This window comes from Streptomyces tauricus (genome assembly GCF_014650955.1).
Lineage (GTDB): Bacteria > Actinomycetota > Actinomycetes > Streptomycetales > Streptomycetaceae > Streptomyces > Streptomyces tauricus.
On sequence record NZ_BMVY01000027.1, the window covers coordinates 79073 to 92228 of the forward strand.

The window sequence follows — 13156 nt, forward strand, 5'->3', positions numbered from 1 at the left end:
GCGAACGGGCCTCCGGGCGAACGGGCCTGCGGACATACGCGCCTACGAGGCGAACTGGACCGGCAACCGGTCCAACCGTGCCTCCCACGTGGACGCGGTGGCCGTCAGCTCCTCAGGAGTCACGGCGAGCCGCAACCCCGGCAACCGGTGCAGCAGAACGTCGACTGCGGTCTCGATGATCGCCTGCCCGATGTTCTGCCCGGGGCATTCGTGCGGCCCCCCGCTGAACGCCAGATGCGACTGGTTGCCGTGCACGGACACGCCCACGTCGGGCCGGATCTCCGGATCGATGTTGCCGGCGGTCAGGCCGAGTACCAGCAGGTCGCCCTCCTGGAGCCGGTGCCCGCCGAGTTCCATGTCCGCGGTCGCGAACCGCCCCGGCAGGACGGCCAGCGGCGGAGTGTTCCACATGACCTCCTCCACGACGGCGGAGATGTTCAGCTGCCCGCTGACCAGCCCGGAGAGCCGCCCCGCGTCGGTGAGGACCAGTTGCAGCACCCGGGCCAGCAGGTTGCTGGTCGTGGTGTGCGCGGTGATCAGCACGAGCCGCAGATGGTTGACGATCTCGTCCTCGTCGAGGTCGGCATGGTGTTCCAGCAGCCCGGTGGTGAAGTCGGACCCCGGCTCCACCCGCTTGCGCTCGGTGAGTTCGCCGAGGATCTGCATGATGCGGTCGTTGTGGGCGAGCGCTTCGGCCCCGCCCTTGATGACCTGCGCGGACGACTCGGCGAGACGCCGCCCCTCGCTCTCCGCTAGCCCGAACACCCTGGTGAGTACGAGCATCGGCAGGTACTCGGCGTACTCGGACACCAGATCGGCGCTGCCCGCGTCGGCGAAGGCGTCGATCTGCTTGTTGGCGAAGTGCGTGACATGCCGGCGGATGCCGCGGCCCGAGACGGCCTGCAGATTGTCGGTGACCGCACTGCGCAGCCTGCGGTGCGGCTCGCCGTCCTGGGAGACGCAGTCGGGCCGCCAGCCCACCATCTGCATCAGCGGTGAGGTGCTTTCGACGCGGCCCTCCTTCCAGTCCCGCCAGATCCGCGAATCCCGGCTGAACTGGCGGGGGTTGTCGAGCACCCGCCGGTTCTCCCGGTAGCCGAGCACGAGCCACGCCGGCACGTCGCCCTCCAGCAGGACCGGCGCGACGGGCCCGTGTTCCTTGCGCAGCCGCCCGTAGATGCCGATCGGGTCGACGGCGGCCTCGGGCCCGTAGAGCCGGGTCGGGTCCGCTCCCCCGCCGTGCGCGACCGGGCAGCCGCGCGGGGCGTCGGTGCCGTCGTTCAAGGGCTGATCGGTCATCGGGCCTCCAGTGCGACGGCGGAGCGTTCCTTGAGGTGCCGTATCAGCGCGATGAGCACATCACGGCTGGAGGCCCGGTCGCGGGCGTCGCAGGCCACCACCGGGATGTCCGGGGAGATGTCCAGCGCGTCCCTGATCTCCTCGACCGGGTGGTCCTTGGAGTCCGGGAACACGTTCAGGGCGATCACGAACGGGACGTCCTGCCGCTCCATCTCCTCGATGGCCCGGAAGCTGGAGGCCAGCCGGCGGGTGTCCACCAGGACGACGGCTCCGAGGGCACCCTTGAAGAGGCCGTTCCACAGGAACCAGAATCGTTCCTGCCCGGGGGTGCCGAACAGGTAGAGCATCAGCTGGTCGTTGATGCCGATCTTGCCGAAGTCCAGGCTGACCGTGGTCTCCTGCTTGTCCGCCACCCCGATCAGGTTGTCGACGTCGGCGCTGGCCTGCGTCAGCGTCTCCTCGGTGGTGAGCGGCTTGATGTCGCTGACGGAGCGGACCATGGTGGTCTTCCCCGTACCGAATCCGCCGGCGATCATCACCTTCACCGAGCGGGCACCGGCCGCGCCGTCGGCCGGGTCGCGGTCGGGATGGTCAAAGCCTTTGAAGTCCACTGAGTACCTCCTCAAGGAGCGCGAGGTCGGGCCCGCGACCGGCGCCTGACGCCGGGATGGGATCACGGGCTTCAACGCGGCCTGCGTCCAGCAGATCGGCCAAGAGCACCGCGAGAATGTTGAAGGGCAGTCCGAGGTGGGCGCCGAGCTCGGCCACCGACAACGGATCACGGCAGCGCCGGAGGATCTCCTCGTGTTCGTGCTGCATGCCGGGGCCGGCCGCCGCACGGGAGGTGATGAGGGTCGCCACGTCAAGGCTCGACGACGAACCGCCCGGTCCGCTGCGACCGCCCGTGAGGACGTAGTAGCGCTCGAGACCGGACGGGTCCGTGGGTCGACGGGGACCACTCATCCAGAGTGCTCCTCCAGGCGCGGAGTGGTGCCGAGGAGCTCACCCATCCTGCGGGCCAGGTCCCTCATCTGGTGGCCGAGGAGGCCCTGGTCGAGCCCTTCCCTGGCCAGGACGCCGAGGTAGGTCTCCACACCAGCGCGCACCACGAAGAGGTGACCCCCGTCGACCTCGATCATCGCGAGGCGCAGTTGCCCGGCGTACTTGGGGAACTGCTCGGCCACCGGCTGGGCCAGCGCCTGCAGTCCCGCCACCACGGCGGCGAAGCGGTCCACGTCGTCCGGGTCGTCGGCGCCGTAGGAGGTGATGGCCTTGCCGTCGCTGGAGGCCACAAGGGCGAAGCGGATCTCCTGGATGCTCTCGACAAGATCGCGGAGCGCCCAGCTCACATCGGTTCCCTGTTGCGTCATGGGACTAGTCGCTCTCTTCCGTGCGGTGCTCTGTGGACTCGACGCCGGAGGCCGGCTCGCGGTCGGCGCTCGGCTCACGCCCCGCCGTGGCGAAGGCGGCCAGTCCGGTGAAGGACGCGTCCGGCGGTACCGCGTGCGAGGCGGTGGCGACGGAGTCGTCCTCCCGTGCGGCCGACCTGGGCCGCTCCGACTCGGCTCGCCTGCGGCGCCTGGGCAGACCGCCGGGTGTGGTGTCCCCGGACCCCTCCGGCTGGACCGCCGCGCCGCTCTCGACGGCCTCGGGGTCCGGCGCGGCCGGGACCTGGGCGGCCGGAGCCGGTGCGGTGACGGCGGCGGGCAGCTGGCTGAAGTACTTGTGAGGCACCACGATGACCACCGACGTACCGAGCCAGGGCGAGTCCGAGAAGGTGACCCTGATGCCGTAGCGGCGGGCCAGCACGCCCACCACCCGCAGACCGAGGTGCGCGTCCTCGGACACGCCGCCGATACCGGGGCCGGGGGCCACACCTTCGAGCGCCTGGAGAGCTTCCTGCTTCTTCTCCTCGCTCAGGCCCTTGCCGGAGTCCTGGATCTCGACGCCGACGCCGTTCGGGACCTCCTTGCCCGACACGATCACGGGCTCGGTGGGCGGCGAGTAGCGTGCCGCGTTGTCCAGCAGATGGGCGAAGATCAGCGTGAGGTGGTCCACCAGACCGCCGTCGACGCCGAGTTCGGGCAGGTACTGCACCTGGACGCGGTCGAAGTCCCTGATCCGGCCGATGCCGCCGCGGACCACGCTGAGCAGTCGCTGTGGTTCCTGCCACTGCCGGCCGGGCCGGTCGGTGCCGCCGAGTACGCCGATGCTCGCCGCCAGGGAGTCGGCGGGGCCGAGCTCCTGGTCCAGCTCCATCAGTCCCTGGGCGACGGACGGCAGCCTGCCGTGCTCGCCCTGCATCTCGTGCAGCCGGCCGCGCAGCTTGCTGGTCAGTACGTGGATACGGCTGCCGATGCTGATGACGGCCTGCTCGGCGGAGGTGGAGCGGTCGAGCTCCTGCTCCACACCCAGGAGCGCGGTCCTGAGCGTCTTGCGCAGTGCGGCCCGCAGCTCGGCTCCGACCTCGGAGCCCTGGTCGGCCGTGGGCAGCAGGTCGTCGATGGAGTCACCGGCCCTGAGCCGCTCCAGCGCGTCGGGCAGCAGGGCGTCGGCGAGCCGGGTGACCGCGGCGAGCTGCCGGTCCAGCTGCTCCTGCCAGGCCTGGTTCTGCTCGGCGATCCGCTGCTCGTAGACCGTGGCCTGTTCGGCGAGCTGTGTGTCGTGGGCGGCGCGCTCGGCGGCCTGCTTGCGTTCGAGGCCGGCCACGTGCTGCTGCCACTGCTGGGAGTGCTCGGCCTGCGCGTTTCTGAACTCACCTGCGCTGCTGCGCAGTTGACGCTGGGAGCGGATCAGGAGCCGTACGGTGACGGCGCTCGCGGCCGTGACGACGACGCCGGAGACGATCGCGGGTATTCGGACCTGGTCGGAGCCAACGACCGCGGTGACGACGGTACCGGCCCCTAATGCCAGTGGCAGCAGCCACCAGCTGTACCAGGGGACCGGTGCCCGCGCCGCCGGTGGCGGAGTGGCAAGTTCCATCTGCATCCTTCAAAGCAACACGATCGAACAGGGGGAGATACTCGGGGGGAGCACTCGTCACGAGAGGGTCGATCCCGTGACGGGCATGCGTGAACGGCGAGTGACAGCCGATCGCTCTCGCGTCAACTCGCCGCACCTCAGGGAACCTTATCGGGTTTGACCTGCGGACGATCACTCCGCCTGACCCCCCGCTGTGAAGCTTTCTTTACGCTCCGAGCAGGGCATACGAGTCGACAAATCCATTGACTCGCCCCCATGATCGAACAGGAGCCGGGGAGAATGGGTGCATACGCCACGGATTAGCTGGCCGAGCCGCACACGGCACAGGCCCCGCCGTGAAGAGCGGGGCCTGGTCGACTCGGGCTGTTACCGCGGGTTACTACGATTCGGTCACGCGCGGCGGGCGACTCTCTCCCTGCGCACCGGATCGGTCACACCGAGGCCGGGCGCCGGGGCCAGGGAGAGGACCCCGACCTTGCCCAGGTGGGTGTTGCTCTGGACCAGCCGGGCCGCCTCCGCCGTGTCGGTGAGGGGGTAGGTCTCGGTGAGCGCGGGGGCCAGATGGCCGAGGTCGAGGAGCCGGTGCACGGCGGCCTGCTCATGGAGGTTGGAGCCATGGCTGCCGATGACCCGCTTGAGGCGCATCCACAGATACCGGTTGTCGAACTCGTGCCGGTACCCCGTGCTGGAGCCGCAGGTCACCACCGCGCCGCCCCGGCGTACGACGAAGACGGAGACACCGAAGGTGGCCCGGCCCACATGCTCGAAGACGATGTGCGGGTCCTCCCCCGTCGCGGCCCTGATCAGCTTGCCGAGGCGTTTGCCGACGACGGAGGGGTCCGCGGGTGCCTCGCCGCCGGTGAGCCCGATCTCCTCCCGGTTGATGACCACGTGGCAGCCGAGGCGGCGGGCGTACTCGGCCTTGCGTTCGCTGCTGACCACGCCCACGGCGATCCCGCCGCCGTTGCGCACCAGTTGGACCGCGTACGCGCCGAGGCCACCGGCCGCGCCCCAGATCAGGACCACGTCGCCCTGGGTCATCCGGGCGCCCCGGTCGCTGACGAGCATGCGGTACGCCGTGCCCGCGCACAGGGGGTTCGAGGCGGCCTCCTCCCAGGTCAAGTGCGCCGGTTTGGGCAGGAGTTGGCTGGCCCGGGCGACGGCGTAGTGGGCGAGCGCGCCGTAGTTGGTCTCGAAGCCCCAGGCCAGCATGCCGTTGCCGAGCATGCCGTCGGCGTGGGTGGCCGGGTCCTCCTCGTCGACGTAGACCGGGCTCACCACGACCTGGTCGCCGACCTGCCACCGGCGGACTCCCGAACCGGCGCGGACGACGACTCCGGACGCGTCCGAGCCGATCACGTGGAACGGCCGGTCGTGCCGGGCCGCCCACCGGTCCTGGCGGCCGAAGTGCTTCAGGAAGGAGAAGGTCGGGATGGGCTCGAACATCGCCGACCAGACGGTGTTGTAGTTGATGCCGCTCGCCATGACCGCCACCAGCACCTCGTTCGGGGCGAGTTCGGGCATCGGTACGTCACCGAGGTGGATCGACTTGCGGACGTCCTTGTCGGCGGCTCCGCCGAAACCGCCCACGTCCTCCGCGCGCAGATGGGCCGCGGTGTAGTGGCCGGGGGTCGGGAGGTGTTCCAGTTCCGTGCGGTCGGCTCCCGCGACGACGGCCTGCGCCAGCGCGTCCATGGGGGTTCCTCCTTGGGTGGGGGTCGGCTCGGATCCGCTCGGGCCGGGGGTCAGCTCAGGCCGAGACCTTTCGCGAGCGTCGGCCAGGACGCCTTGAACTCCTGCCGCCAGTTCGGCCAGGCGTGCGCTCCCCCGCTGTACAAGTGCACCTGGGCCGCGATGCCCAAGCTGTCCAACCGCGCGGTGAATCGGTGTGCTTGGGCCCACAGCGTGCCTTCGAGCAGGGCGCCTTCGAGGTTGCCGAAGTCGCCGCCCGGCAGACCGCTGCCCTGCGAGATGTACAGTCCGGTGCCCTGGAGGGCGCGTGCCTGCGCGTAGGGGTTGTGCCGGTTCCAGTTGTCCCGGTTGAGCAGGTGGCTGCCCCAGAGGGTCAGCGGCAGCAGCCTTTCCCTGGCGACGATGGCGTCGAGCACGGTCGGCATCCCGAGGGCGGTGGTGTCGAGGATCCCGCTGTACGAGGCCGCCGCGCCGAAGGTGCCGGGGTGCCGTGCGGCGAAGGCGAGGGCGCCGTAGCCGCCGGTCGACACACCGGCGACGGCACGCTTGGTCCCCGCCCGGAACCGCTGCTGGAGCACCCCCATCAACTCGTCGACCTGGAAGGTCTCGTAGTCCGGGGCGTCGGCGCTGCCGTAGTTCCACCAGTCGGTGGGGATGCCGGTGGGGCCTGACGAGGGCATCACGGTGAGGACGTCCTGCCCGGCGAGGAAGTCGACGACGTCCGTCTCCCTGGTCCAGGACGTGTAGTCGTCGTGGGCGCCCTGGAGGAGATAGAGGACGGGCCAGGTCCGGTCCGGGTTCGCGGCGTACCCGGTCGGCAGGACGACGCGTACGGGCAGCGAGGCACCGACGGCCGGGGAGGCGATCATGAGGTCGACGGTCCGGGCGTCGAGCCAGGTCTCACCGACGACGGTGGCGCCCGCAGCGGCGGGTGCGGCGGCCTCCGCGGCGGATGCGGCGGCTCCGGCCGCGCCCGGCGGGGCGGTGAGTACGACGCCCGTGCCGAGGAGGGCCGTCGTCACCGCGAGAGCGGCACATCTGCGCTTACGAGTCATGGGGCAAGTCCCTTCAGGAGTCCCGCAGATCGCGTGTCAGCAACCGGGCCAGATGGTCGACGACCGGTGGGTCAAGCAGCGACAGATGGTGGCCCGGCAGCGGGACGACGGTCAGGTCGGTGCAGTGCGCGTCCCAGCCGAGCGTCGCGTCCTCGCGCTCGTAACGGGGGTCCCGGACGGTGTGCGGGGCGGGTTCGCTCGCGCGGTAGAGGAGGGTGCGGCCCGGGTACGCGCCGGGTCGGTGCCGTTCGCCGCTGCGCAGGTCCAGGTACGAGGTCCGCTGGTGTTCGAGGACGGCTTCCGGCAGCTCCACGGTGTCCCGCAGCACCTTGACGACGAGGTCGATCCTCGCCGTGTCGTCGAGCCCGGCGAGTTCGTCGTACGGCAGGTCGAGCGCCGTGCCATAGGTGCGTTCCACGTACGTGGCGAAGTCCCGGAAGTGCGTCAGGGCCAGCTCGGCCGGGGTGAGGCGGGTGGGCAGGGGCAGCACGGAGTCGAGCAGGACGAGGGCGGCGACGCGGCCGTGCGGGGTGAGGAGGCCGGCCGCCTCCTGGGCGACCAGGCCGCCGTAGGACCAACCGCCCAGTACCCAAGGGCCGTTGGGACACGTCTCGCGGATCCGTCGGGCGAACTCCGCCGCGCGCCCGGGGACGTCGTCGGGGTCCGCCTGCCGGTCGTAGCCGTATACCTGGCGGTCACCGTCGAGTCGGTGTGCCAGCCGGGCGTAGACCGCGGAGGAGCCGCCTGCGGCGTGGGCCAGGAAGAGGGGGGTGGCGGGGCCGGTGGGTGGAAAGGTGCGCAGGGGGGTTCCGCCGGGTCCGCCTGCGGATGTGGGCGGGTGCGGGTGGATCGGTGCGGGCTGCGCGGTTTCCCGCGCCCCTGAGGGGGCGGCTGGGTGCGCGGTTTCCCGCGCCGCGGGCGGGGCGCTCTGCTGCCGTTGCGGGTGTTCGGCCCGGGTCAGCAGGGCGGCTGTCGCTCTGAGTGTTCCTTGTCGCAGGAGCGTGGCCGGGTCGACGTCGGTGTCGAGTTCCTGTTGGACGGCCGCCCGTATGCGTACGGCGGTGAGGGAGTCCAGGCCGAGGTCCGTCAGCGGTGTGTCGGGGTCCAGGTGGTCGGGCGCGTAGCCCATCACCCCTGCCACGCACAGCCGGAGCCGGTCGAGCGGGGTCGCGGCGGGGCCCGGCGCCGGGGTCGCCCGCGCGGGCCGGAGCGGGTCCTCGGACGGTGTCTCCTCCCCCGCCCAGAACCTGCGGTGCCGCCAGCGGGGCGGGGGGACGTCGACGATGCGGGCCCCGGGGTGCAGGCCCTCCCTCGGCCGGGTCACCCGCACGCCGTGGACCAGCAGCCCGGCCAGTGAGGTACGGAAACTCACCGCGTCGTCGGTGCCCCGGCGCAGCGTGGACATGACGAGCGCGTCCTCGGCCCCCGCGTCGCGCAGCGTCTCGGTGAGCGGGTGCGACTGCGTGGCGTGCGGGGCTACTTCGACGAAGACCCGGTGTCCGTCCTCGGCCGCCGCCCGCACCGCCTGGGCGAAGCGGACGGGGTTGCGCAGGTTGGCCGCCCAGTACGCCGTGTCGCAGGGGACGGCGGCGCGGGCGTCGTCGAGCGCGGTGGAGTAGCGGCGGCAGCGCGGCGACGAGGGCCGGATCTCGCCCAGCTCCCAGGTGAACTCCGGCAGCAGCGGCTCGACTTCGGGTGAGTGCCCGGCCGCGGACACGCCCAGCGAGCGGGCGAAGCCGCCTGCCTCGGTCACCCGGGCCAGCAGCGCGGCGACGTCCTCGGCGGACCCCGTGACCACGCTCTGGACGGGCGACGCGTGCACGGCGACCCGCAGGGACGTGAACTCCCTTGCGGCGGAGGGAATTTCGTCGGCCGGAAGGTCCACGACCGCCATGGCTCCGCCGTCCAGGCGGGCCAGCAGCCGGGAGCGTACGGCGACGATGCGGGCGCCGGTCGCCGGGTCCAGTTCCCCGGACACGACCGCCGCCGCGATCTCGCCGAGCGAGTGGCCGATGACCGCGGCGGGTTCGAGACCGTACGACCGCCACAGTTCGGCGAGGGCGACCTGCATGCCGTACAGGACGGGCATGACGGTGGCGGGGGTCGTCAGGTCGGCGTCGGGGGAGAGTCCGGCGCGCAGGGAGAGGCCGGCGTGCTCGCGCAGGAGGGGTTCGAGGCGGTCCACGGCGGCCGCGAACACCGGTTCCGTCGCGAGGAGTCCGGACCCCATGCCGGGCCACTGGGAGCCGTAGCCGGAGAAGACCCACGCCACCGGTCCGGGGCCGCCCGGCGCTCCGTGGCCCGTGAGCAGGTGGGGCGAGGGAGCGCCTTCGGCGAGGCGGCTGAGCGCGGTGACGGTCTCCGGGCGGTCCCGCGTCACGAGGGCCGCGCGGTGCCGGCCGCGGCCGATGCGGCCCGCGAGGGTACGGGCGAGGTCGGCGTCACGTACACGCCGGCCACCGGGGGTGTCCAGCCAGGCGGCCAGCTCCCCCGCGTACGCGCGCACGCGGTCGGTGGTCGGACCGTCGAGCAGGAGCAGCGCGGGCCGCCCGGCCGGCTGGGGCGTGGTGGTCGCGGGCGGCCGGGTGACCGGACGGTGTTCGGTGAGGACGGCGTGGGCGTTCGTGCCGCCGAAGCCGAAGGCCGAGACGCCCGCGGTGGCGGTGCCCGAGTAGCGGGGCCAGGGCTCGGGCGAGGTGACCACGCGCAGACCGAGCGCGTCGAGGTCGGCGTGCGGTCCCGGCCGGGTGAAGTGCAGTTGGCCGGGGATCTCGCCGTGGTGCAGGGCGAGCACGGTCTTGACCAGGCCCGCGATACCGGCGGCGGCCTCCAGGTGGCCGAGGTTGGTCTTGGCGGAGCCGATCAGGAGGGGCTGTTCCGGGTCGCGGTCGCGGCCGAGGACTGCGCCGAGGGCGCCCGCCTCGATCGGGTCGCCGAGGGAGGTGCCCGTGCCGTGGGCCTCCACGTAGTCCACGGTCGCCGGAGCGGTGTGCGCCTCGGCGAGGAGGGCGCGCTGGGCCTCGGCGTTGGGGGCCGTGAGTCCGTTGGAACGGCCGTCGGAGTTGACGGCGGTCGCGCGGATCACCGCCAGCACGCGGTCGCCGTCGCGCTCGGCGTCCGTGAGCCGTTTCAGGACGACCACCCCGCAGCCCTCGCCGCGCACGATCCCGTCGGCGGCGGCGTCGAAGGCCTTGCAGCGGCCGTCCGGGGCGAGGGCGCCGGCCCGTTGGAAGCCCAGTGTGACGGCGGGGGTCAGGAGCAGGTTCACTCCGGCGGCCAGTGCCGTGTCGCTCTCGCCCGACACCAGGCTGCGTACGGCGTGGTGCACCGCGACCAGCGACGACGAGCACGCCGTGTCCACGGCCAGGCTGGGGCCGCGCAGGTCGAGCGCGTACGACAGGCGGCCCGCGGCGACGCCCAGGGCGGCGCCGGTGGCCGTCCAGGCGTCCACGGCCCGGGGGTCGGCGGTCGTGAGATGCGCGTACTCGTTGCCGCTGATGCCCACGAAGACACCGGTACGGGTGCCAGCGAGCGCGGCGGCGGAGAGGGACGCATGGTCGAGTGCTTCGCGGGTGACCTCCAGGAGCATGCGGTGCTGGGGGTCCATGGCGGTGGCCTCGTGCGCCGGGATCCCGAAGAACTCGGCGTCGAAGCCGGCGACGGTGTCGAGCCCGCCCAGGAAGGCGCCGTGCCGGACCACGTCGTCCGGCAACTGCGCCGGGTCCCGTACGAAGGGGTCCCAGCGGCCCGCCGGAAGCGTGCCGACGGCGTCCCGGCCCCGGGTGAGGAGCCGCCAGTACGCGTCGGCGGAGGTGACACCGCCGGGGAACCGGCACCCCACGCCGACGACGGCGACGGCGACGGCGGCACCGGGGGCGGAGACGGAGGTGGGAGCGGGGGCCGGGGCGGCGGTTGTCGTCGGGCCGTCCTCGGCCAGGCGCTCCGCGAGCGCGTCGATCGTCGGCGCGTCCCACAGCAGCGTGTCCGGCAGCCGCCGTCCCACGAGTTCGCCCAGCGCGGCCGTCAGGGCCAGCGCGTCCCGAGAGGTCAGACCGGCCTCGGCCAGCGGACGGTCGTCGGTCAGCTCGCCCGGCGGCAGGCCGTACCAGCCGTGCAGCCGTTCGGCGACCAGCGCGCGGACGGCCGTGCGCGACGCGCTCATCGCGGGCCGAACCCGGCGTCGAGGAACCGCTTCCGCGTGGCCGCGCGGGACACCTTGCCGCTGCTCGTCCGCGGGACGGAGCCGGGTGGTACGAGCAGCAGCGAGCCCAGGCGCAGCCCGTGCCGGGCCGAGACGGCGGCGCGTACGGCCCGTTCGGCGACGCGGCTGTCCTCCGCCGTCGGGTCGGCGTCCCGGCGGTGCTCCGCGACCACGACGAGTTCCTCGCCCACGGCGTCGGGCCGGGTCACCCCGAAGGCGGCGAGATGGTCCCGGCGGACCAGCGGGACGGCCGACTGCACGGTCTCCTCGATGTCCTGGGGGTAGTGGTTGCGCCCGTCCACGACGAGTACGTCCTTGAGGCGGCCGGTGACGAGCAGCCGGCCCTCGTGCAGGGCGCCGAGGTCGCCCGTCCGCAGCCAGTCCTCGCCCGCGCCGAAGCCGAAGGTCTCGGCCGTGAGTCCGGCGTGCTTCCAGTAGCCGAGGCCGATGTTGGGTCCGCGCAGCTGGATCTCTCCGACGTGCCCGGCCGGCAGTACGCCGCCGTCGGCTCCGACGATCCGCAGTTCCTGCCCGACCGGGGTGCCGCACGAGACGAGCACGGTCGGCTCCGCGGGCCCGTCGTCCGCCGTCGTCACCTCGATGCGGCCCGCCGCGAGCGCGTCGGCCCGGCAGGCGACGGCCGAGGGGGGTTCGTCCAGAGGGCTCGCGGTGACGAAGACGGTGGCCTCCGCGAGGCCGTACGCCGGGCAGTGGGTCGTGGGGTCGAGCCCCGCCGGCGCGAAGGCCTCGCGGAAGCGCTCCACCGTGCCGGCCCGGACCGGTTCGCTGCCGTTGATGAGCACCCGTACGCGTTCCAGGCGGAGTTCGTCGATGTCCTCGGGGGCGGTGCGGGCCACGCAGTAGTCGTACGCGAAGTTCGGGGCCGCGCTGATCGTGCCCTCGTACGCGCCGAGGAGACGCAGCCAGCGGGAGGGGTCGCGGAGGAAGTCGCCGGGGTCCATGAGGACGGACGGGAAGCCGCCCACCACGGGTGCGGCGATGCTGAGGACGAGTCCCATGTCGTGGAAGAGCGGCAGCCAGCCGACCGTCGTGCTCGTTCCCGGGTCGTCGACGAACGCGTCGAGTGCCTGGCGGGCGTTGGCGACGACGTTGGCGTGGCTGATCATCACGCCGGCCGGGCTGCGGGTGGAGCCGGAGGTGTACTGGAGGTACGCGATGTCGTCCGGCCCGGGTCCCGGCGCCGCCCCGGGCCACGGGTTCGCCTCCGGGCTCGATCCCGGGTTCGCCTCCGGGCTCGATCCCGGGTTCGCTTCCGGGTTCGACTCGGGGCTGCCACCCTCGCCGTCCGGGGCGAACCCGTGGCGCCGGACGGGAAGTCGGTCGACGGGTATCACGGGGACGTCCGGGAGCCGGCGTTCCCGTACGAAGTCGCGGATCGCGGGAGTGGTGCCGGAGTCGGCGAGCAGACAGGCGGGTTCGCAGTCGGCGAGCACGGCCGCCAATCTGTCTCCGTGGCCCGGGAGTTCGGGCCCGAAGAGGGGTACGGCGATGACGCCGGCGTACAGACAGCCGAGGAACCCGGCGACGTAGTCCAGGCCCTGGGGCAGGACGAGGGCGGCCCGTTCGCCGGGGGACGCGACCGTGCCGAGACGGGCCGACACCGCTCTGGCGCGGGCGTCGACGGCCCGCCAGCCGAGGGTGCGGTGCAGACCGCCGGAGGAGCCGTCGGGGAAGGCGACATGGCTGAAGGCGCGTTGCTGCGGACGGTGTTCGGCCCAGTGCCTCAGATGGTCCGTGAGGGAGGCTTCGTCGGCGGCGGGCCCGGCGGAGTTCATGGCGGCTCCGGAGGTCATGGCGGCTCCAACTGGGTCGGCGGCGGAGCTGATCGGGGGGACGGGCGGTGCCCGGTGGGGCGGGCACCGCCTTGAGCGGACACCGGGCCGGCAGGGGCACCGGCCTTGAGCGC

The 13156-nt window shown here is 72.7% G+C and carries 9 protein-coding genes; all 9 read right to left on the reverse strand.

Annotated elements, in window-relative coordinates:
- Positions 1–42 precede the first annotated feature (42 nt).
- Complete coding sequence (locus IE278_RS30975) at positions 43–1299, reverse strand: cytochrome P450 (RefSeq protein WP_189776801.1); 1257 nt, start codon at positions 1297–1299, stop codon at positions 43–45.
- Positions 1296–1910, reverse strand: a complete 615-nt coding sequence (locus IE278_RS30980; RefSeq protein WP_189776803.1) for a GTP-binding protein — start codon at positions 1908–1910, stop codon at positions 1296–1298. Before IE278_RS30980 ends, IE278_RS30975 begins: the two co-directional genes overlap by 4 nt.
- Positions 1891–2262 (reverse strand): DUF742 domain-containing protein, encoded by a 372-nt coding sequence (locus tag IE278_RS30985; protein WP_189776805.1) that lies wholly within the window; start codon positions 2260–2262, stop codon positions 1891–1893. The genes IE278_RS30980 and IE278_RS30985 overlap by 20 nt, the downstream gene beginning before the upstream one ends.
- A complete protein-coding gene (locus IE278_RS30990; RefSeq protein ID WP_055611716.1) occupies positions 2259–2669 on the reverse strand; it encodes a roadblock/LC7 domain-containing protein in 411 nt (136 codons plus the stop codon). The genes IE278_RS30985 and IE278_RS30990 overlap by 4 nt, the downstream gene beginning before the upstream one ends.
- A 4-nt stretch (positions 2670–2673) precedes the next feature.
- On the reverse strand, positions 2674–4281 hold the full coding sequence (locus IE278_RS30995) for an ATP-binding protein (RefSeq protein ID WP_189776807.1): 1608 nt from the start codon (positions 4279–4281) through the stop codon (positions 2674–2676).
- A gap of 390 nt (positions 4282–4671) precedes the next feature.
- Positions 4672–5976 (reverse strand): crotonyl-CoA carboxylase/reductase, encoded by a 1305-nt coding sequence (gene ccrA, locus IE278_RS31000; RefSeq protein ID WP_189776816.1) that lies wholly within the window; start codon positions 5974–5976, stop codon positions 4672–4674.
- Between the two features lie 50 nt (positions 5977–6026).
- Positions 6027–7028, reverse strand: coding sequence for an alpha/beta hydrolase (locus IE278_RS31005; protein ID WP_189776818.1), 1002 nt, complete (start codon positions 7026–7028; stop codon positions 6027–6029).
- Positions 7029–7041: 13 nt separating this feature from the next.
- Entirely contained in the window at positions 7042–11190 is a 4149-nt protein-coding gene (locus IE278_RS31010; protein WP_189776820.1) for a type I polyketide synthase, read from the reverse strand.
- A complete protein-coding gene (locus IE278_RS31015; protein WP_246570879.1) occupies positions 11187–13043 on the reverse strand; it encodes a fatty acyl-AMP ligase in 1857 nt (618 codons plus the stop codon). The genes IE278_RS31010 and IE278_RS31015 overlap by 4 nt, the downstream gene beginning before the upstream one ends.
- Between the last annotated feature and the right edge of the window lie 113 nt (positions 13044–13156).